The sequence below is a fragment of the Streptomyces longhuiensis genome (assembly GCF_020616555.1).
GTDB classification, from domain to species: domain Bacteria; phylum Actinomycetota; class Actinomycetes; order Streptomycetales; family Streptomycetaceae; genus Streptomyces; species Streptomyces longhuiensis.
The window spans coordinates 4,839,923-4,859,501 of the sequence record NZ_CP085173.1; the positions used below are offsets into that span (position 1 = coordinate 4,839,923).

The 19,579-nt window shown below is 71.8% G+C and carries 17 protein-coding genes, 4 tRNA genes and 1 other RNA gene; 11 read left to right on the forward strand and 11 right to left on the reverse strand.

What is annotated here, in order from left to right; all coding sequences use genetic code 11:
- Positions 1-46: 46 nt before the first annotated feature.
- From purL to purS, 3 genes are read right to left on the reverse strand one after another with little or no spacing between them, the layout of a single operon-like run.
- Positions 47-2,296, reverse strand: coding sequence for a phosphoribosylformylglycinamidine synthase subunit PurL (gene purL, locus LGI35_RS22400; protein ID WP_227295810.1), 2,250 nt, complete (start codon positions 2,294-2,296; stop codon positions 47-49).
- Positions 2,293-2,976 (reverse strand): phosphoribosylformylglycinamidine synthase subunit PurQ, encoded by a 684-nt coding sequence (gene purQ / locus LGI35_RS22405; protein WP_227295819.1) that lies wholly within the window; start codon positions 2,974-2,976, stop codon positions 2,293-2,295. Before purQ ends, purL begins: the two co-directional genes overlap by 4 nt.
- Complete coding sequence (purS, locus tag LGI35_RS22410) at positions 2,973-3,239, reverse strand: phosphoribosylformylglycinamidine synthase subunit PurS (protein WP_100598945.1); 267 nt, start codon at positions 3,237-3,239, stop codon at positions 2,973-2,975. Before purS ends, purQ begins: the two co-directional genes overlap by 4 nt.
- Before the next feature lie 327 nt (positions 3,240-3,566).
- Between purS and LGI35_RS22415 the strand changes: the two genes are divergently transcribed.
- The 8 genes from LGI35_RS22415 to LGI35_RS22450 all read left to right on the forward strand — a co-directional run bounded on the left by LGI35_RS22415 (position 3,567) and on the right by LGI35_RS22450 (position 8,154).
- A complete protein-coding gene (locus LGI35_RS22415; protein ID WP_116512201.1) occupies positions 3,567-3,908 on the forward strand; it encodes a histone-like nucleoid-structuring protein Lsr2 in 342 nt (113 codons plus the stop codon).
- 111 nt (positions 3,909-4,019) lie between these two features.
- Positions 4,020-4,091 (forward strand) — tRNA-Gly (locus LGI35_RS22420).
- Between the two features lie 79 nt (positions 4,092-4,170).
- Positions 4,171-4,246 (forward strand) — tRNA-Gly (locus LGI35_RS22425).
- A gap of 149 nt (positions 4,247-4,395) precedes the next feature.
- Positions 4,396-5,367 (forward strand): ABC transporter ATP-binding protein, encoded by a 972-nt coding sequence (locus tag LGI35_RS22430; RefSeq protein WP_227295821.1) that lies wholly within the window; start codon positions 4,396-4,398, stop codon positions 5,365-5,367.
- Positions 5,364-6,173, forward strand: coding sequence for an ABC transporter permease (locus LGI35_RS22435; protein WP_376219375.1), 810 nt, complete (start codon positions 5,364-5,366; stop codon positions 6,171-6,173). Before LGI35_RS22430 ends, LGI35_RS22435 begins: the two co-directional genes overlap by 4 nt.
- A gap of 17 nt (positions 6,174-6,190) precedes the next feature.
- Complete coding sequence (locus LGI35_RS22440; RefSeq protein WP_227295823.1) at positions 6,191-7,450, forward strand: sensor histidine kinase; 1,260 nt, start codon at positions 6,191-6,193, stop codon at positions 7,448-7,450.
- The gene (locus tag LGI35_RS22445) at positions 7,447-8,055 is read left to right on the forward strand and encodes a response regulator transcription factor (protein WP_227295825.1); all 609 of its coding nucleotides are present in this window, start codon (positions 7,447-7,449) and stop codon (positions 8,053-8,055) included. The genes LGI35_RS22440 and LGI35_RS22445 overlap by 4 nt, the downstream gene beginning before the upstream one ends.
- A gap of 23 nt (positions 8,056-8,078) precedes the next feature.
- Positions 8,079-8,154 (forward strand) — tRNA-Gly (locus LGI35_RS22450).
- Between the two features lie 57 nt (positions 8,155-8,211).
- Here the strand turns inward: LGI35_RS22450 and LGI35_RS22455 are convergent.
- The 6 genes from LGI35_RS22455 to ffs form a co-directional block, all read right to left on the reverse strand.
- Complete coding sequence (locus tag LGI35_RS22455; RefSeq protein ID WP_227295828.1) at positions 8,212-9,108, reverse strand: phosphoribosylaminoimidazolesuccinocarboxamide synthase; 897 nt, start codon at positions 9,106-9,108, stop codon at positions 8,212-8,214.
- Between the two features lie 94 nt (positions 9,109-9,202).
- On the reverse strand, positions 9,203-10,744 hold the full coding sequence (locus LGI35_RS22460; RefSeq protein WP_227295830.1) for a N,N-dimethylformamidase beta subunit family domain-containing protein: 1,542 nt from the start codon (positions 10,742-10,744) through the stop codon (positions 9,203-9,205).
- A gap of 214 nt (positions 10,745-10,958) precedes the next feature.
- On the reverse strand, positions 10,959-12,848 hold the full coding sequence (locus tag LGI35_RS22465) for a hypothetical protein (RefSeq protein WP_227300438.1): 1,890 nt from the start codon (positions 12,846-12,848) through the stop codon (positions 10,959-10,961).
- Positions 12,849-13,122: 274 nt separating this feature from the next.
- Complete coding sequence (gene purD / locus LGI35_RS22470; RefSeq protein ID WP_227295832.1) at positions 13,123-14,376, reverse strand: phosphoribosylamine--glycine ligase; 1,254 nt, start codon at positions 14,374-14,376, stop codon at positions 13,123-13,125.
- A gap of 205 nt (positions 14,377-14,581) precedes the next feature.
- Positions 14,582-16,843 (reverse strand): DNA polymerase III subunit gamma and tau, encoded by a 2,262-nt coding sequence (locus LGI35_RS22475; RefSeq protein ID WP_227295834.1) that lies wholly within the window; start codon positions 16,841-16,843, stop codon positions 14,582-14,584.
- Positions 16,844-16,906: 63 nt separating this feature from the next.
- An RNA gene (gene ffs, locus LGI35_RS22480) (signal recognition particle sRNA small type) lies at positions 16,907-17,001 on the reverse strand.
- A gap of 110 nt (positions 17,002-17,111) precedes the next feature.
- Between ffs and LGI35_RS22485 the strand changes: the two genes are divergently transcribed.
- Positions 17,112-17,199: transfer RNA gene (locus LGI35_RS22485), tRNA-Ser, on the forward strand.
- Positions 17,200-17,299: 100 nt separating this feature from the next.
- Positions 17,300-17,686 (forward strand): VOC family protein, encoded by a 387-nt coding sequence (locus tag LGI35_RS22490; RefSeq protein WP_227295837.1) that lies wholly within the window; start codon positions 17,300-17,302, stop codon positions 17,684-17,686.
- A 25-nt stretch (positions 17,687-17,711) separates the two neighbouring features.
- Here LGI35_RS22490 and LGI35_RS22495 read toward each other — a convergent pair whose 3' ends face one another.
- Complete coding sequence (locus LGI35_RS22495; RefSeq protein ID WP_227295838.1) at positions 17,712-18,185, reverse strand: DUF5994 family protein; 474 nt, start codon at positions 18,183-18,185, stop codon at positions 17,712-17,714.
- Positions 18,186-18,381: 196 nt separating this feature from the next.
- On the opposite strand from LGI35_RS22495, the gene LGI35_RS22500 reads away from it, so the two are divergent.
- On the forward strand, positions 18,382-18,582 hold the full coding sequence (locus tag LGI35_RS22500; protein ID WP_227295840.1) for a hypothetical protein: 201 nt from the start codon (positions 18,382-18,384) through the stop codon (positions 18,580-18,582).
- Between the two features lie 39 nt (positions 18,583-18,621).
- On the opposite strand, the gene LGI35_RS22505 is transcribed toward LGI35_RS22500, so the two are convergent.
- Positions 18,622-19,575 carry an MASE1 domain-containing protein gene (locus LGI35_RS22505; protein ID WP_227295842.1) on the reverse strand — a complete coding sequence of 318 codons (954 nt, stop codon included), beginning with the start codon at positions 19,573-19,575 and terminating at the stop codon, positions 18,622-18,624.
- Between the last annotated feature and the right edge of the window lie 4 nt (positions 19,576-19,579).

The window sequence follows — 19,579 nt, forward strand, 5'->3', positions numbered from 1 at the left end:
CCCGGGTGGGGCCTACGCGCGTACGGAACCCGTACAGGAACGATCGTCAGGCCAGCAGTGCCGGGATCGTTGCCTCGTGGGCCTCTCGGAGGGCCGTGAGGGGGAGGGTGAACTCGCCCTGGAGTTCCACCGCGTCGCCGTCGACCACGCCGATGCGGGTGGCCGGAAGGCCGCGTGCGCCGCACATGTCGGTGAAGCGCAGCTCCTCGCTCCGCGGGACGGCGACGACCGCGCGGCCCGCCGACTCGGAGAACAGGAACGTGAACGCGTCCAGGCCGTCGGGCACGATGAGCCGCGCGCCCTTGTCGCCGAGCATCGCCGACTCGACCACGGCCTGGATCAGGCCGCCGTCGGACAGGTCGTGCGCGGCGTCGACCATGCCGTCGCGGGACGCCGAGATCAGGATGTCGGCGAGCAGCCGCTCCCGCTCCAGGTCGACCTTCGGGGGCAGACCACCGAGGTGGTCGTGGACGACCTGCGACCAGGCCGAACCGCCGAACTCCTCGCGGGTGTCGCCGAGCAGGTAGAGGAGCTGGCCCTCTTCCCTGAAGGCGACCGGCGTGCGGCGGGCGACATCGTCGATGACGCCGAGCACGGCCACGACGGGCGTCGGGTGGATCGCCGCCTCGCCGGTCTGGTTGTACAGCGAGACGTTTCCGCCGGTCACCGGGGTGCCGAGGATCTGGCAGGCGTCGGCGAGACCGCGGATGGCCTCGACGAACTGCCACATGACGTCCGGGTCCTCGGGCGAACCGAAGTTCAGGCAGTCGGAGATCGCGAGCGGCTTGGCGCCGGTCGTCGCGACGTTCCGGTACGCCTCGGCGAGGGCGAGCTGCGCGCCGTGGTACGGGTCGAGCTTCGCGTAACGGCCGTTGCCGTCGGTCGCGATGGCGACGCCGAGCCCCGACTCCTCGTCGATGCGGATCATGCCCGAGTCCTCGGGCTGCGCGAGGACGGTGTTGCCCTGCACGAAGTGGTCGTACTGCGAGGTGATCCACTTCTTCGACGCCTGGTTCGGCGACGCGACCAGCTTCAGGACCTGGTCCTTCAGCTCCTCCTTGGAGGCGGGCCGCGGCAGCTTGTTCGCGTCGTCGGCCTGGAGCGCGTCCTGCCACGCGGGGCGGGCGTACGGGCGCTCGTAGGTCGGGCCCTCGTGGGCGACCGTGCGCGGGTCGACGTCGACGATCTTCTCGCCGTGCCAGAAGATCTCCAGGCGGTCGCCGTCGGTGACCTCACCGATGACGGTGGCGATGACGTCCCACTTCTCGCAGATCTCGAGGAAGCGGGCGACCTTCTCCGGCTCGACGACCGCGCACATGCGCTCCTGCGACTCGCTCATGAGGATTTCCTCGGGCGAGAGCGTGGAGTCGCGCAGCGGTACGTCGTCCAGCTCGACGCGCATGCCGCCCGAGCCGTTGGACGCCAGCTCGCTGGTGGCGCAGGAGATGCCGGCGGCACCGAGGTCCTGGATGCCGACGACGAGCTTCTCGGCGAACGCCTCCAGGGTGCACTCGATGAGGAGCTTCTCCTGGAAGGGGTCACCGACCTGGACGGCGGGACGCTTCGAGGGCTTCGCGTCGTCGAAGGTCTCGGAGGCCAGGATGGAGGCGCCGCCGATGCCGTCGCCGCCCGTCCGGGCCCCGTACATGATGACCTTGTTGCCCGGGCCCGACGCCTTCGCGAGGTGGATGTCCTCGTGCCGCATGACACCGATGGCGCCCGCGTTGACCAGCGGGTTGCCCTGGTAGCAGGCGTCGAACACGACCTCGCCGCCGATGTTCGGCAGGCCCAGGCAGTTGCCGTAGCCGCCGATGCCGGCGACGACGCCCGGCAGCACACGCTTGGTGTCGGGGTGGTCGGCCGCGCCGAAGCGCAGCGGGTCGACGACCGCGACCGGGCGCGCGCCCATGGCGATGATGTCGCGCACGATGCCGCCGACGCCGGTGGCCGCGCCCTGGTAGGGCTCGACGTACGACGGGTGGTTGTGCGACTCGACCTTGAAGGTGACGGCGTAGCCCTGGCCGACGTCCACGACACCGGCGTTCTCACCGATGCCGACGAGCAGCGCGTCGGACTGCGGAGCCTTCTCGCCGAACTGGCGGAGGTGGATCTTGGACGACTTGTACGAGCAGTGCTCGGACCACATCACGGAGTACATGGCGAGCTCGGCGCCGGTCGGGCGGCGGCCGAGGATCTCCACGACGCGCTCGTACTCGTCCTTCTTCAGGCCGAGTTCGGCCCAGGGGAGCTCGACGTCGGGGGTCTTTGCGGCGTTCTCAACGGTGTCGAGGCTCATGAGGCGGCGACCAGCTTCTTGAGGATCGAGGTGAAGAAGGGGAGGCCGTCGGTGCGACCGGAGCCGACGAGCGGCTCGACGGCGTGCTCCGGGTGCGGCATCAGACCGACGACGTTGCCCGCCTCGTTCGTGATGCCGGCGATGTCGCGGAGCGAACCGTTCGGGTTGAAGCCGACGTAACGCAAGGCGACGCGGCCCTCCGCCTCCAGCATGTCCAGCGTGTGCTCGTCGGCGACGTAGCGGCCGTCCATGTTCTTCAGCGGGATGTGGATCTCCTGGCCGGCCGTGTAGTCGGCGGTCCAGGCGGTGTCCGTGTTCTCCACGCGCAGCTTCTGGTCACGGCAGATGAAGTGCAGATGGTCGTTGCCGAGCATCGCGCCGGGGAGCAGGTGCGCCTCGGTGAGGACCTGGAAGCCATTGCAGATACCGAGAACGGGAAGACCCGCCTTGGCCTGGTCGACGACGCTCTCCATCACCGGGGAGAACCGGGAGATGGCACCCGCCCGCAGATAGTCGCCGTAGGAGAATCCACCGGGCAGGACGACCGCGTCGACCTGCTTCAGATCCTTGTCCTTGTGCCAGAGGGCTACGGGTTCCGCGCCGGCGAGTCGGATCGCGCGCTGCGTGTCCCGGTCGTCGAGGGAACCGGGAAAGGTGACGACTCCAATACGAGCGGTCACTTTTCTGCCCCCACCGCGGGTTCTTCCACCTTCACGGTGAAGTTCTCGATCACGGTGTTGGCGAGGAACGTGTCGGCCAACTCATGGATACGGGCGAGGACCGCATCGTCGACGGGCCCGTCAACCTCGAGTTCGAATCGCTTTCCCTGACGTACGTCGGAGATGCCCTCGAAACCGAGGCGCGGCAGTGCACGCTGCACCGCCTGGCCCTGGGGGTCGAGGATCTCCGGCTTGAGCATGACGTCGACTACGACGCGTGCCACTGGCACTCCCGGTGTGTGGTGCTGAGCAGGTCCCTTCAGACTACCCGGACAAAATTTCTACTCGCGTAGACCGTAGGAAGCTACGAGAGCCGGATCACGTTACTGCAACAGCACGGTGACCCCGTGGAAAATCGGGGGAAAGATTTCGGAGACCCATTGCCTCCGGACACGCGGGGGGATTTAGTCGGTCTTCACAATGCAATGCCAGGCAAGGTAAAAAGGAAATAGCGAAAGCGGTCAGTTCGCCTCTGCTTTGCCCCATAACAGCCGGACAGTCGACATCGGCGCACGTCAAGGTGCAGATGTCGCACGAAGGGACCGATATTCGTGGCGCAGCGTGTCGTGGTCACTCTCTCCGACGACATCGACGGCGGAGATGCCGCAGAAACGGTCGTGTTCGGTCTCGACGGCAAGTCGTACGAGATCGACCTGAATCCAGCCAATGCCAAGAAACTGCGCACGGCCCTGGCCCCCTTCCTCCAGGCCGGCCGCAAGCAGACCGGCTCGGGCAAGGGCGCCTCGGGGAAGACCGTCCGGAGCTTCAAGCACACCGCGGTGTCCGCCGACCCGGCGGCCGTCCGCGCCTGGGCGCGCTCGCACAAGATGGACGTCCCGCCGCGCGGCCGCATCCCCAAGCGGGTCTACGAGGCGTTCGAGGCGGCCAACTGACCCCCTCCGGCAGCCCGCAGAGCAGCGGACTTGCGCTCCACCCCTGTTGATCAGCTAAAGTCTGGAGCACGCCGAGGGGCAAGGCCGAAAGGCCGGACCTCACGGAGGCTTGCGGGTGTAGTTCAGTAGTAGAACATCCCCCTTCCAGGGGGAAGGCGCAGTGTGCAATTCCTGTCACCCGCTCTGCACCGCGTACCGATCACTCTCCGGAGTGCGGTAGGCTGGTGCTCGCGCCGATCGATGAGAGTCGATCGGAGGCAGTGCGAACGTAGCTCAGTTGGTAGAGCGCAACCTTGCCAAGGTTGAGGTCGCGAGTTCGAACCTCGTCGTTCGCTCCAGTTGAAGGCCCCGGTCCATCGGACCGGGGCCTTCTGCATGTCCGCCTCTCGTCCCACCGCTCATGTCCGCGACCCGCTCTGACATTTGTCATGCGGTCCGGTGACAGCGCGCACTGCTCCTCGCCCCGGCGCCGGGAGAGGCTCGGAGCATGGAAACGAACGAGCGCGTGATCGACGTCACCGATCTGCGACGCGTGTACGGGGGCTCGTACGAGGCGGTGCGCGGAGTGACCTTCTCCGTCGCCCGCGGAGAACTCTTCGCCCTCCTCGGCACCAACGGCGCGGGCAAGACCTCCACCGTCGAACTTCTCGAAGGACTCGCCGTCCCGGCCGGCGGCCGGGTACGGGTCCTCGGGCACGACCCGTACACGGAACGCGACCTGGTCAGGCCGCGCGTCGGGGTCATGCTCCAGGAAGGCGGCTTTCCGTCCGAGCTGACCGTCGCCGAGGCCGTGCGGATGTGGGGCGGCTGCACGAGCGGCGCCCGGCCCGCCGGTGAGGCCCTCGAGCTCGTCGGGCTCGAACGGCGGTCCCGGGTCCGTGTGAAGCAGCTGTCCGGCGGCGAGAAGCGGCGCCTCGACCTGGCGCTCGCACTGCTCGGCCGGCCCGAGGTCCTCTTCCTCGACGAGCCGACCACCGGCCTCGACGCCGAGGGGCGGCGCGCGACCTGGGACCTGGTGCGCGAGCTGCGCGCCGAGGGCACCACCGTGCTGCTGACCACCCACTACCTCGAAGAGGCCGAGGAGCTCGCCGACCGGCTCGCCATCCTCCACGAGGGGCGGATCGCCGCCGAGGGACGGGTCGACGAGGTCGTCGCCGCCCAGCCCTCGCACATCTCCTTCGAACTGCCCGAGGGCTACTTCCCCGGCGACCTCCCGCCGCTCGCCGAGCTCGGCGTGAGCGGCCACGAGACGGACGGCCGCACCATCCGGCTGCGGACGGACGAGCTCCAACGGGCCGCCACCGGGCTCCTGTTGTGGGCCAGGGACGCCCGGGTCGAGCTGCGGGGGCTCGACGTGCGCAGCGCGTCCCTCGAAGAGGCGTTCCTACGGATCGCGCAGGACGCGCGTACGGAAACCATGGCCGGCACGGAGAACAGGGACGAGGTGGCGGCGCGATGAGCGCGGTCGTGACGGACAGGACGAAGCCCGGGGCCGCGGCCGGCACGACGGCCGCCGGGCGGATGCGGGCGCTCGCCCGCGCGGAGCTGACGCTGATCGGGCGCAGCAAGGGCACGCTCTTCACCGCGGTGTTCGTGCCGCTGGTGCTGCCCTTCAGCGTGCGCTCGTCGATCGACAGCATGGACCTCAAGGGCGCGGGGCTCACCGTCGGCTCGGTGCTGCTGCCGTCCGCGATCGGCTTCTCCCTCCTCTTCGCCGTCTACAGCGCGCTGGTCGGCGTCTACGCGGCCCGGCGCGAGGAACTCGTCCTCAAGAGGCTGCGCACCGGCGAGCTGCGGGACGCGGAGATCCTCGCCGGCGCCGCCGTGCCCTCCGTCGCCATCGGCCTCGCCCAGAGCCTCGTACTAGTCGCCGCCTGCACGGCGTTCCTCGGCGTGGGAGCTCCGCAGGCGCCCTATTACGCCGTACTCGGGCTGCTGCTGGGCCTGGTGATGTGGCCCGCGCTCGCCGCCGTCACCGCGAGTTTCAGCAAGAGCGTCGAGAGCGCGCAGGTCGCGGCCATGCCGCTGCTGCTCCTGTCGATGCTCGGCTCCGGCACCGTCGTGCCCCTCGAACTCATGCCGGACCGCCTCGCGTCCGTATGCGAACTGCTGCCCCTCACACCGGTGATCACCCTGGTGCGGGGCGGCTGGACCGGGGACCTCTCCGCGTACGACGCCCTGGGCGCCGTCGCCACGGCTGTGGCCTGGACCGTCCTCGCCGTGTTTGCTGTACGACGGTGGTTCCGCTGGGAACCACGGCGTTGATCCGACGGAGCGGGGACATGAGGCGGCCTGACGCGTGGTGGCGGGGGAAGAGCACCCCGGCGAAGGTGGAGACGTACACACGGTGGTCTCTGCAGTCCTTCGGGCTCGTCGAGATCTTCTGGCTCGGCCCGCTCGCCTTCGGTGAGGTGCCGGCCGCGCTCGCCTGGACCCTGCTCCTGGCGCTCTGCGCGCACGCCGTGCTCGGCGCGGTCACCACGTCCAAGGCGCTCGACTGGACGCGCGGCCGGCGCGAGCAGCCGGTCCGCCTGGTCGTCGCGTACGGGGTCGCCACCGCCGTGATCTCCGTCGGGACGCTCGGCGTGATGATGCGGGTGCCCGCGGACGAGGAGGCGGGCACGCGCACGGCGCTCGTCCTCTTCGTCGGCATCCTCATGGTCGGCGCGGGCTGTGCCACGCCCGGGCTGCGCACCCGCAGGCGGGTGGTCGGGGCGGCGCTCGGCGCGTCCCTCGGTGCCGGGGTGGCGTCCGTGCCGTCCGGGCTGCCCGCGCCCGCCGCCCTCATCACGGCGGCCACCGTGCTGTTCACCACCGCGATCTTCGCGCTGACCGCGGGGTTCTCCGTCTGGCTGCTGAACGCCGTCCACGAACTCGACGAGGCCCGCGAAACCAGGGCGCGGCTCGCCGTCGCCGAGGAACGGCTGCGGTTCGGGCGCGATCTCCATGACGTGATGGGTCGGAATCTCGCCGTGATCGCGCTCAAGAGCGAGCTCGCGGTGCAGCTCACGCGGCGCGGGCGCCCCGAGGCCATGGACCAGATGACCGAGGTCCAGCGCATCGCCCAGGAGTCCCAGAAGGAAGTACGCGAGGTCGTACGCGGCTACCGCGAGGCCGACCTGTCTGCCGAACTGGCGGGAGCGCAGGGCGTGTTGACGGCGGCGGGGATCTCCTGCGACGTGGCGGGCCCGGCCGCCGAGCTGCCCGGCCCCGTGCAGTCCGCCCTCGGCTGGGTCGTGCGCGAGGCGACCACGAACGTCCTGCGGCACGGGGACGCCCGGCGCTGCGACATAGGCGTACGGGTGGGGCCGGACGCGGTGGTCCTGAGCGTGGAGAACGACGGGGCCGGGACCCCGGGGGCCCTGAGCGGCGGATCCGGGCTCGCGGGGCTGAGGGAGCGCCTCGCCGAGGTCGCCGGGACGCTGGAGGCGGGTGTGGTGCCGGATACGGACGGCGTGTTCCGGGTGGTGGCCGAGGTGCCGCTGGCCGGGCGCACCGTGGGAGAGCGGCGCGACGCCGCGTACGAAAGGAGCGCCGGGTGACCGTGCGCGTGCTGCTCGCCGATGACGAGCACCTCATTCGCGGGGCGCTCGCCGCGCTGCTCGGTCTCGAGGACGATCTCGTCGTCGTCGCCGAGGCCGCCACCGGACCCGAGGCGCTGGCCATGGCGCGGGCGCACCGGCCCGATGTGGCCGTGCTCGATCTGGAGATGCCGGGCGCCGACGGTGTGAAGGTCGCCACAGCGCTGCGCGGTGAACTGCCCGCGTGCCGGGTCATGATCGTGACCAGCCATGGGCGTCCCGGGCATCTGAAGCGAGCCCTGTCCGCCGGGGTGCGCGGGTTCGTGCCGAAGACCGTGAGCGCCCAGCGGCTCGCCGAGATCATTCGGACCGTGCACGCGGGAAACCGTTATGTGGACCCGGAGTTGGCGGCCGACGCGATCGCCGCGGGCGACTCCCCGCTGACCGCGCGCGAGGCCGAGGTGCTCGAATTCGCCGCCGACGGGGCGCCCGTCGCGGAGATCGCCGAGCGCGCCGCGCTCTCGCAGGGGACCGTACGGAACTATCTGTCGTCCGCCGTCTCGAAGCTCGGCGCCGAGAACCGTCACTCGGCGGTGCGGCTCGCGCGGGAGCGAGGTTGGGTATAGTTGCTCTCGCGCCACGGCGCAGTGCGAACGTAGCTCAGTTGGTAGAGCGCAACCTTGCCAAGGTTGAGGTCGCGAGTTCGAACCTCGTCGTTCGCTCCACAGAAAGCCCCCGGCACCTCAGGTGCCGGGGGCTTTCGCGTGTCGTGCGCGCCGTCGCTACCAGCTGACGCCGGTCAGGCGCTCGTACGCCTCGATGTACTTGGCGCGCGTCGCGTCCACGATCTGCTGCGGCAGCGCGGGCGGCGGCTGCTCGCTCTTGCGGTCCCAGCCCGAGTCGGGGCCCGTCAGCCAGTTCCGCACGTACTGCTTGTCGAACGACGGCTGCGCGTGACCCGGCTCCCACTCGGCCGCGGGCCAGAAGCGGGACGAGTCCGGGGTGAGGACCTCGTCGCCGAGGATCAGCGTCTCGCCGTCGAAGCCGAACTCGAACTTGGTGTCCGCGAGGATCACGCCGCGCTCACGCGCGATGTCCCGGGCCCGGCCGTAGACGGCGAGCGTCATCCGGCGCAGCTCGGCTGCGGTCTCCGCGCCGACCTGGTGGGCCACCTCCTCGTACGACACGTTCTCGTCGTGCTCGCCGACCTCGGCCTTCGTGGCGGGCGTGAAGATCGGGGCGGGCAGCTCGGAGCCGTCGGTCAGGCCCTCGGGCAGGGCGAGGCCGCAGACCGTGCGCGAGTCGTCGTACTCGACGAGGCCGGAGCCCGTGAGATAGCCGCGGGCCACGCACTCGACGGGGACCATGCGCAGCGACTTGCAGATGAGGGTGCGGCCCTGCCAGTCGGCGGGGGCGCCGGGCGGCAGCTCGGTCGACAGGACGTGGTTGGGGACCAGGTCGGAGAGCTGGTCGAACCACCACAGCGACAGCTGCGTGAGCACGCGGCCCTTGTCGGGGATGGGGGTGGGCAGCACCCAGTCATAGGCGGACATGCGGTCGGAGGCGACCATCACGAGGTCGCCCGCCTCGTTCCGGTACAGGTCCCGCACCTTGCCGGTGTGGAGGTGTACCAGGCCCGGCACCTGCTGGGGTTCGGGCTTTTCGACGAATCCGGACACGGTTCCTCCCCGTGGATATGTACGAGTGCACCTGATTCTCGCTCATTCGGGGATGAGTTTTGGCCACGGGTCCGGCGGGTGCGGCAGCGACGGGTCAGTCGCGTTTGCAGATCCGGTCGAGGAGGTTGGCCGTCGCGCGCTGGATCCTCGGGTCGACGTGGCCGGGGCGGTCGAGCGCCGGGGACCAGGCGAACGTGCCGGACGCGAAGACCAGCGATCCGGACGGCGCCCGGTACAGCGACGTCTCCTGGTGGCGCTGTGCGCGCTCGCTGTCACGGTAGGGCGAGTGGGCGAGCAGGATGCGGTCCTCGTGCTCGGGCAGCGCCGTGCGCGGGAAGTAGCGGTCGGCCTCGCCCGCGACCAAGCCGTCGATCTCGTCGCCCTCGTGCGCCCCGGAGGCCTCCCACAGCCAGTGGTCCGCGTTCCGCACGACGAGGGGGTGCGGCTCGGGGACCCGGCCCGCGTACTGGATGCCCATGAGCTGCTGCTCGGGACGGTCGATCTCGCGCCACAGGGCGGACTTCCCCGGTGCCCTGCGCTTGTGGCAGGTGAGCAGCCGGTCCGGCACACCGGACGGGGACGGTCCCAACTCCACCTGCCAGTACATGGTGTTGGCGGAGAGGAACACGAGCGAGGTGCCGTGCTCGCGGGCCACTTCGGTGGTACGGCGCATCGGCGTCGACCAGTACTCGTCGTGGCCGGGGAAGACGAGGCCCCGGTAGCGGGTCGGGTCGACGCGGCCCGCGTGCAGGTCGCGGGCGTCGGCGTACGCGAGGTCGTAGCCGTATCGCTCGGCCCAGCGGATGAAGTCGTAGGCGTGGCCGACGTGCAGGGGGAGGCCCGCCCCGGCGTACGGGCGGTCGAAGGAGACCGTCGTCGCGGCGTCGCCCTCGCCGAGCAGCCGCCCTTCCTCGTCCCACGCGTGGTAGAGACTCGCGCCCGTGTGCCCGTCCTCGGGGTACAGGTTGTACGCCTGCCAGGTCACGTCCGGCAGGAGCAGGAGGAGGTCGGCGGGGCGGCTGTCGCGGACCGTGAAGGGGACGTGCGAGCGGTAGCCGTCGACGGTGGTGAGGACGGCCACGTACGCCCCCACGTTCCAGAACGACGGGATCTGCAGGCGCCAGGACAGCCACCAGTGGTGGCAGGAGACCGTGCGGTCCGCGGTGAGCGGGGGCGGCTGGACGATGCCGGAGAGCCGCGGGCTGGTGATGATCTTGCTGGCGCCGTCGCCGCCGTAGTGGCCGATGCGGTAGATGTCGACGCTGAACTGCTGGGGCGGGTCCACCGTGATGTGGAAGTCGATCGCCTCGCCGGGCGCGGCCGCTCCGGTCGACGTGAAGCCCTTGATCTGGCGGTGCACGTCGTCGGCCATGCGGGGGCCGCCGGTGCGGGGGCTCGGGATGCTGGTCGCGATGTTGCTCGCACCGGGCTGGGGGACGTGGTCGACGTACCAGGGGACCACCTGGCCCGTGTCGTCGAAGTAGTGCTCGCTGCCGCGCAGCCACGGCAGGGGGCCCTGGCCGAAGGGATCGCTCACGGCGTGGGCGAGCGCGCCGGACTCCCAGCGGCGGATGGTGCGCGGCGACCCCGCGCGTTCCGGCCGTCCGGCCTTCGGCCCCTCCCGTTCCGGCCCCATGCCCGCTTCCCTCCCTCGCTCCCCCGAGCCCTCGTTGCGCTCCGTCTGTCAGCGACCGGCCCCAGCACATCACATTACGCACGCACTCCGTCACCGTTCGTCGCGAATTGACGTGAACGGAACGTGGACCTCCGGAGGTTCGGGGTCGGGCGGTACGGGCGCGAGGGGCGCGGGGTGCGGGTGTGCCGCGACTGCTGTCGGGGCCCACACCTGCCTACACCAGTCGGACCGGCTTCTCGGGGCGGATGCCGAGGCGGGTGAGCCAGGCGCGCAGGGGCTCCGGGTCTCCCTCTTCCACGAGGCTCAGGACCCGCGGGGTCAGGTCCTTGGCGCGCTCGCCGTCGACCAGGAGCGAGGGGCCGTCCAGCCAGTCGAGTCCGGGGGCGGCTCCGGCCGTGTCCACGGCGGCGCAGCACACCATCGCCGTGACGTGGTCGGCCACCAACTCACGTCCCGTACGTGGCGGTTGGAGCGGGAAGAGCGGGAGCATGCCCTCGTCCCACAGCGCACCGTCGGGCCCCTGCCCGGCGGCGGGCACGGGCGGGGCCGGCCGCTCACTCTCCTCGCGGGCCGACTCGGCACTCAGGCCGGCGGCGAGCAGAGCGGTGGGGGTGTCCTCGCGGTCCTCGGCATCTTCGAGGTCCGCGGCGTCTTCGAGATCCTCGGGGGCGGCGGAGTCGTCGTCGGGGGAGACGGTGGGGTCGGTGTCGGCGGCGACGGTGGGGTCCTCGGCGGGGACGGTGGGATCTTCCGGGTCTACGGGGGCTACGGGGTCTGCTGGGGCCACGGATCCCCCGGCGCGCGTCGCCGTGGCGAGGTGGTCCATCACCCGGGCGAGTGTCGGGCCCTCCGGGTCGGGGGACGCGGGGTCCACGGAGCCGCGTACGCCCAGTGCGTCGAGGACGCGGTGGAGGCGTGCCGCGTCCATGCGCCACTTGCGGTCCACGACCTCGTCCGGATACTCCTGCCAGTCGACCGGCGCCCAGTCGGGGCCCGGCTCGGCGGGGCCTCCGTGGAACAGCCGGGCCGCGAGCAGCGACGCCGCCTCGTCCACCGTGCCCGGCTCCTCCAGCAGATCGCAGGCGGGCCGCTCCCCGAGCCGGGAGGCGAAGCCCTCGGCGAGACGGTCGCGCCGGGACAGCTCGGTGAGGGCGGCGACGACGCCCACGTCCAGCCGAGAGGGCCAGCGCCCCATGCGCCAGGCGGGCAGCGCGACCCGGGTGAGGAGCCGGTCCCAGCCCGCGTACGCCAGGCCCACCTGCTCCTGGGCGACGATCCGCACGCCGTAGTCCACCGTCTGTGCGCGCTCGGCGGCGGCCGCGGCGACCCCGCGCTCCATCTCGCCCGCGTGGCCCCGGCAGCTGCGAAGGAGCAGGCGCACGACCCAGCCGACGCAACCGAGGACCGCCCGCCCCAGAGGCCCGCGACCGGGCACCGCGGCGACGGCGACCGCCGCGTCCAGGCCGCGCACGAAGCGACGCGCGGCCGCTATGTCCGGGTGCGCCGACGGCCCCGTACCGGCGACGACCGGGGCGAGCACAGCACGCAGCTCGCCCACACGCATCCACCACAGGAAGGGGGAGCCGATGACCAGGACGGGCGCGGCGGGCACCCGACTTCTGCCTGCGCCGCCCCGGATCCCCGGGTCGTCGGCGTCACGCGGGATCGGGCCCTCGTCGTCCTTGGGCTTGGGCGGTCCGTGCGCGGGATGCGTACGGTCCTCCAGCCAGCTGTCGCAGTCCGGGGTGAGCGCTATGGCCGAGGGGGCCGGTACGTCGAGCCGGTCGGCCAGATCGCGCACCAGGCGGTAGAGATCGGGAGCCCGCTCCTCGGCGATCGGCACCGTCGGGCTGACCGCCGGGCGGGCGCGGGCCACCACGAGGGCGATGCCCGCCGCCGCGGCCAGGACGACCACGGCGACGACCGTGACGATCCACCGCGCCGTCCGCCAGCCGTCGCCGGCCGTGTGCCCGGTGGCGGCGCCCGCGGCCAGCACGACCGCGACGGCCGCGGGCAGCAGGGCCACGGCCAGCGCCCTGCCGCGGATGCGCAGCACCGCGAGAGCCCGGGAGCGCGCGGCCTGCGCGCCCATCTCCGCACCCATACCGGACACGACCGACGTCACCCCCTGCTGCCTATGTTGCCTGCACCCATGGCGTTGTCCACTCCCCCACTGTGGCACCCGTCACTGACATCGCAATGCCGGTGGGCCAAGTGCCGGAACGCATGCGCCGCACCCTAGTTGGGGCGCAAGGCATCGTCAGCCGGATGGACGAGCGGTCACTCGATGGAATGGCTTTGGGTAGAGGTGGATGACATTCAGGCCCCTGATCCGCTTCGGATCAAGGGCCTGAGGTTCACACAGGTGAGGCTTCCGGTCAGGCCTCCGCGGCCGCCTTCGCCGCGATGTCGGTGCGGTGCTGCGAGCCGTCGAGGCCGATGCGCGACAGCGCCGCGTACGCGCGTTCGCGGGCCTGCGTGAGGTCCGAGCCGGTCGCGGTCACCGAGAGCACGCGGCCGCCGGCGCTGACGACGGCGTCCCCGTCCCGCTTCGTCCCGGCGTGCAGGACGTACGCGTGGGGCGCATCCTGCGCGGCCACGTCGGCGAGCCCGGTGATCGGGTCGCCGGTGCGCGGCGTCTCCGGGTAGTTGTGGGAGGCCACGACCACGGTCACGGCCGCCTCGTCGCTCCAGCGCAGGGGCGGCAGGTCAGCGAGCGTGCCGTTGGCCGAGGCGAGGAGGACGCCCGCGAGCGGGGTCTTGAGGCGGGCCAGGACGACCTGGGTCTCCGGGTCGCCGAACCGTGCGTTGAACTCGATGACCCGTACGCCGCGCGAGGTGATCGCGAGCCCCGCGTACAGCAGACCCGAGAAGGCCGTGCCACGGCGGCGCAGTTCGTCGACGGTCGGCTGGAGGACCGTCTCCATGACCTCGTCGACGAGCTTGGGGTCGGCCCACGGCAGCGGCGAATAGGCACCCATTCCGCCGGTGTTGGGGCCCGCGTCGCCGTCGAGCGCGCGCTTGAAGTCCTGCGCGGGCTTGAGCGGGACGACGGTCACGCCGTCGGTGATCGCGAAGAGCGAGACCTCGGGGCCGTCGAGGAACTCCTCGATGACGACGCGGTCACAGGCGTTGGCGTGCGCGCGGGCGGCCTCGAGGTCGTCGGTCACGACGACGCCCTTGCCGGCCGCGAGCCCGTCGTCCTTGACCACGTACGGGGCGCCGAAGGCGTCGAGCGCCTCGTCGACCTCGTCCGGGGTGGTGCAGACGTACGAGCGGGCGGTCGGCACGCCGGCCCCCGCCATCACGTCCTTGGCGAACGCCTTGGAACCCTCCAGCTGTGCGGCTTCCCCGGAGGGGCCGAAGCAGGGGATGCCCGCGGCGCGTACGGCGTCGGCGACCCCTGCGACAAGGGGTGCCTCCGGGCCGACCACGACGAGGTCCGCGGCCAGCTCACCGGCCAGCCGGGCCACGGCGGCGCCGTCGAGGGCGTCGACCGGGTGCAGCTCGGCGACCTCGGCGATTCCTGCGTTGCCGGGCGCGCAGTGCAGCGCGGTGACGTCGGGGTCGAGGGACAGTGAGCGGCACAGGGCGTGTTCGCGGGCGCCGCTGCCGATGACAAGGACCTTCACGCCAGCCAGCATAGGCGGCGGGCCGGTGTGCTCTTGTACGGGCCGCCGAGCGCGGGGGCGGCGGGGGTTCGTGCGTTTCTCCATGAGACGGCGTGCGGGCCCTGGTCAGCGGCTTTCCGGCGGCTTCCGGGCGCGGGAGGGCCCGGCTCAGTGGGTGCGCATCTGCTCTGCGTAGGCATGGCCGCCCGGCCCCTGCTGCCGCCGCCTACTCGTTCGTGAACTCCTCGACGACCGTCGCGCCGAGCTCGCGGACGATCAGGTCGTGGCCGGACAGGACCGACTCGTCGAGGTCGGGGTCGTCGTCCGCCGGGATGTCGTCCTCGATGGAGACCGGGGGCGGCTCCTGAGCGGCCGGTCTCGGCGCGGGGGCCGGAGCCGGGGCGGACGCCTGCGGCGCGGACCGGTCCGGGGGTCTCGGCGCGGCCGGGGCCTGGGCCTGCGGGGCCGGCGGGCGCGGAGAGGCCGGGGCCGCGGGAGCGCCACCGCCGCCGTGGCCCGGATAGCCGCCGCCCGGGGCGGGAGGCGGTGCCTGGCCGCCACCACCGCCGCCGCCCGAGGGGTCGACGACCGCCTCGACCTTCCAGTGGACGCCGAACTGCTCGGCCAGCGCCGTCCGCAGGACGTCTTCACTGCCGCTGCTCGCGAAGTTGTCCCGGGCTCCGGCGTTCAGGAACCCGAGCTGGAGCGTCGTGCCGTCGAAGCCGGTCACCTGCGCGTTCTGGCTGAGCAGGATCCAGGTGAAACGGCGCTTGTTCTTGACCACTTCGAGGATGTTCGGCCACAGGCTGCGCGGGTCGAGCCCACCGGCGGCGGGCGGTGCCGCGGCGGGGGGCTGAGCGGGTGCCTGCGGCTGGGGCTGGGCGGGAGGCGGCGTGGGCGCCGCGGCGGAGGGCTGGCCTCCGCCGGCGCCTCCACCAGCGCCTCCGCCGCTGGGCGCGGCCGTGGGCCACCCGCCGGGGCGCCTGCCGCCACCGGCCGGGGCGGCGGTGGGCCATGCGCCGGGTGCGGCCCCGGCGGGCGGCGCCGCGGGCGCGGGTTCGGCGGGAACGGCGGGCGGCGCGGACACCTGCGGAGCGGGCGCGGCCTGAGCGGCGGGAGCCGGGGCAGGAGTGGGCGCCGGAGCGGGAGTGGGCGCCGGAGCAGCAGGCGCGGGCGCGCTCTCACCGCCCGGTCCGGGCCCTCGCACCGCCGCCCTGGCAGCGGCGGGACCGCCGCCCGCGGGGACCTGCGCGGCCGCACCGGGGTGGGCGTCGGGCGCGGGCACGTACCCCATGGCAGGACCGGAGCCCTGTCCCGCGGGTACGAAGTGGCCGCCGCGCTCCAGGCGGTCGAGCCTGGCCATCACGGAGCGGGCGTCGTCGTACGCGGCGGGCAGCAGCACGCGCGCGCAGATCAGCTCGAGCTGGAGGCGGGGCGAGGTGGCGCCCCGCATCTCCGTGAGCCCCTCGTTGACCAGGTCGGCGGCGCGGCTGAGTTCGGCGCCGCCGAAGACTCCGGCCTGGGCCTGCATCCGCTCGACGACGTCCACGGGGGCGTCGATGAGGCCCTTCTCGGCCGCGTCCGGGACGGCGGCCAGGATCACCAGGTCCCGCAGCCGCTCCAGGAGGTCGGCGACGAACCGGCGCGGGTCGTTGCCCCCCTCGATGACGCGGTCGACGACCTCGAAGGCGGCCGCGCCGTCACCCGAGGCGAAGGCCTCCACGACGGAGTCGAGGAGCGAACCGTCCGTGTAGCCGAGGAGGGACGTCGCCATGGCATACGTCACACCGTCCTCGGCCGCGGCGGCGAGCAGCTGGTCCATGACGGACATGGAGTCACGCACGGAACCGGCGCCGGCGCGCACCACCAGCGGCAGCACACCCTCCGCGACGGGGATGTCCTCCTTGCCGCAGACCTCTCCGAGGTAGTCCCGGAGCGTCCCGGGCGGCACGAGGCGGAAGGGGTAGTGGTGCGTACGCGACCGGATCGTCCCGATGACCTTCTCGGGCTCGGTGGTGGCGAAGATGAACTTGAGGTGCTCCGGGGGCTCCTCGACGACCTTCAGAAGGGCGTTGAACCCCGCCGACGTGACCATGTGGGCCTCGTCGATGATGTAGATCTTGTAGCGGCTGCTCGCGGGCCCGAAGAAGGCCTTTTCGCGCAGGTCACGGGCGTCGTCGACACCACCGTGCGAAGCCGCGTCGATCTCGATGACGTCGATCGAACCCGGACCGTTCCTCGCCAGGTCGCGGCACGACTGGCACTCGCCGCACGGCGTCGGCGTGGGCCCCTGCTCGCAGTTCAGACACCGCGCGAGGATGCGCGCGCTCGTCGTCTTGCCGCAGCCGCGCGGGCCACTGAACAGGTACGCGTGATTGACCCGGTTGTTCCGCAGCGCCTGCTGCAGCGGGTCGGTCACATGTTCCTGCCCGATGACCTCGGCGAACGACTCCGGGCGATAGCGGCGGTAGAGCGCGAGAGACGACACGTATACGAGGTTATAGGCGCCCACTGACAACCACGGCCGCCGAGGGCGAACCGCCCCGGAACGCAAGACGCCCCTCACGCACCCGCCAGAGCCGACCTACCCTTGCTGCCTTCCGGCCCTGGGGGAGTTCAGTCAGATAGCGCCACGTGAGGGGCTGGGCTCCACAGTAGCGGATGCCCGGCCCGAATCACGAGCCCGGTCCCCGGCCCGATCACCGCCCCCGGATCATGTTCGCGAGCACCCCCCAACGTCTTGTATTGTTTGCGGCGGAGGATTCGCCTAGTGGCCTAGGGCGCACGCTTGGAAAGCGTGTTGGGGGCAACCCCTCACGAGTTCGAATCTCGTATCCTCCGCCATTGCTCTCACCGGGCAATACGTCGAAGGGCCCCACCTCACGGTGGGGCCCTTCGACGTTCTGTGGTTGCGTAGCCGGACACCCGACTGGGAGGTCCTGGCATGACCAGTAAATTCACCGAGCTTGCGATCGACTGTGCCGATCCCGCCGCCCTCGCACGGTTCTGGTGCTCGGTCCTGGGCTACGAGGTGCACGACGAGGAGGACGGAGTCGTCACCATCGGCCCGCCCGCGGGGTCCGAAGGCAAGGACCGCCCCGGCCCGGTGCCGCCGGCGTTGACCTTCGCGCGCGTGCCCGAGGGCAAGAGCGTCAAGAACAGGCTTCACATCGACGTCAACCCGACCGACAGGGAGCAGGACGAAGAGGTCCGCCGCCTGCTCGACCTGGGTGCCCGGCACGTCGACGTCGGGCAGGGCGATGTGAGCTGGGTCCCACTCGCCGACCCGGAGGGGAACGAGTTCTGCGTCCTTGGGACCCGTCACCCCTGACCGGGGCGCGCACGGCGTTTCCCGGTCAGGGTTCGTCGGGGTCGGCGACGAGGAGTTGTGCGGCCTCGGTGATGTTGTCGTCGCGGACCGCGCGGGCCATCGCGGCGCGGGCCGCGGCGGGGTCCGACTCGGGAGGCACGACCAGCAGGACGAAGTAGTCCCCGTCGCCGCGGGTGACGAGGGCGGTGCCGTCGCCGACCTCGTGGGCGTCGAGATGTACGACTCGGTCGTCGATGATCAGCCGGGTCGGGAGTTCCTCCCAGGCGGCGGAGTCGAGTCCGACCCGTGCGATGGGGCCGAGACGTGAGGTCAACTCCGTGACCAGGGTGGGCAGCTCGGCCTCGATGTTGTGGGACCGGGGCCACCATGCGCCGTCGAGGAGCGCTTCGCGGGACTGGGTGGTCTCCAGCCGCAGCGGGGCCGTTGCGGGTTTCGCCTCTTGTTGGGCCGCGTCCGGCAGAAGCAGTGGGGGCTGGTGGGGGGTGTCGGTTTCAGCCATCGTGGTTCGCCCGCCTCGGTCGTACGGCCGACACCCACCGTGTGGCCGTACCGATGACGGGGCGGGCGTCGACCGGCGCGATGCCGTCGTAGCTTCACGGTAACCCCGGGAGCCGCGCCCACGCGCGTCGCCACGGGCCACGACCGGCGGCGGCCGGAGTTACGGTTGAAGCACTGGAAAGCGGGAGGTGACGGCCATGGAGGCGATCATCCTCATCGGCGCCATCGTTCTCCTGACCCTCTTGGGCATGCGCCTCATCCACCGGATCAACGCCCGGCACGACGCGCGCATCGCCTCGCACACCTTCAGCGATCCCATGCCGGGAGTCGGCAGACGGAGCCGCAGGCACCACCGGCGGGTCCCCGAAGACCGCTCCGGCCCGGCCGACCCCCGCTGACCCCGGCCGACCCCGGTCGCCCCGGGCCGACCGGTTGCGTCATTCCTCCCGCCGTGGCGCCGCCAGGTGTTCCACCACTTCCGTCAGGTCGCTGACCGCCTGCTCGATCTTCTGGCGGACGCTCTTCTGCTCGGTGACCATCGCCGCGAGCAGGAGCGCGCTGAGCGCGGCCGAGCCGTTGAGTGCCTGGAGGTTGACCATGACCTCGAAGAGGGTGTGGCTGGCGAACGGGCCGACGTGGTCGGTGGCCGCCGAGATCCCCAGTACGGACACGAACAGCACGCACGGCGCCGCCCCCGCGAGCTGGAAGCGCAGCGCAGCCCACATGAGCAGCGGGAAGACGAGGAAGAGAAGGGCCAGCGGGCTTCTCGTGGCCAGGGGTGTGATGACGACGGCGGCGGCCACCAGGGCCGCGACCTCCGGCCACCGGTGGGTGTTCAACGGGAGCCGGACTCTGCTCAGCGCGATCAGCAGCGGGGTGCCGACGAGTACGCCCATCGCGTCGCCGGCCCACCACGCCGCCCACACCGGCCAGAACGCGCTCCACGCCAGCTTGCCGCTCAGCGCCAGCACGCACGCACCGACGGTGGCGCTGAGCAGTATCGGCAGCAGTGCGCCCAGGAAGACCAGGGCGACCCCGTCCCGGAGCCGGTCCAGCGCGATACGGAAGCCGACCTTGCGCAGCAGCAGGTAGGCGCACACCGGAGCGAGGGTGTTCGCGGCGACGATCCCGAGGTCGGACAGGCTGAAGGAGCCGATCGACTGGATGAGCAGGAAGGCGCCGAGCGCGATGCCCGGCCAGATCCGCAGGCCCATCCAGAGCAGGCAGGTGACGGCGACTCCCGTCGGGAGCCAGAGCGGGGTGACGACCGCGCCTTCGAGGACGATCCGCTGCCACAGGCCGAGCCGTCCGGTCGCGTAGTAGGCGGCGGCGACGGCGAGGACCCTCAGCAGGGCCTCGGAGAGGCGTCGGAGTTCCTCGGTGCGCACCACTGGA

Bases quoted from the DNA above. Each gene is read 5' to 3' on its own strand.
- LGI35_RS22435 (WP_376219375.1), top strand. From the start codon at position 5,364: ATGAGCGCGGTCGTGACGGACAGGACGAAGCCCGGGGCCGCGGCCGGC.
- LGI35_RS22465 (WP_227300438.1), bottom strand. From the start codon at position 12,848: ATGGGTGCGGAGATGGGCGCGCAGGCCGCGCGCTCCCGGGCTCTCGCG.
- LGI35_RS22500 (WP_227295840.1), top strand. From the start codon at position 18,382: ATGGAGGCGATCATCCTCATCGGCGCCATCGTTCTCCTGACCCTCTTG.
- LGI35_RS22490 (WP_227295837.1), top strand. From the start codon at position 17,300: ATGACCAGTAAATTCACCGAGCTTGCGATCGACTGTGCCGATCCCGCC.
- LGI35_RS22460 (WP_227295830.1), bottom strand. From the start codon at position 10,744: ATGGGGCCGGAACGGGAGGGGCCGAAGGCCGGACGGCCGGAACGCGCG.
- purL (WP_227295810.1), bottom strand. From the start codon at position 2,296: ATGAGCCTCGACACCGTTGAGAACGCCGCAAAGACCCCCGACGTCGAG.
- LGI35_RS22430 (WP_227295821.1), top strand. From the start codon at position 4,396: ATGGAAACGAACGAGCGCGTGATCGACGTCACCGATCTGCGACGCGTG.
- LGI35_RS22495 (WP_227295838.1), bottom strand. From the start codon at position 18,185: ATGGCTGAAACCGACACCCCCCACCAGCCCCCACTGCTTCTGCCGGAC.
- LGI35_RS22440 (WP_227295823.1), top strand. From the start codon at position 6,191: ATGAGGCGGCCTGACGCGTGGTGGCGGGGGAAGAGCACCCCGGCGAAG.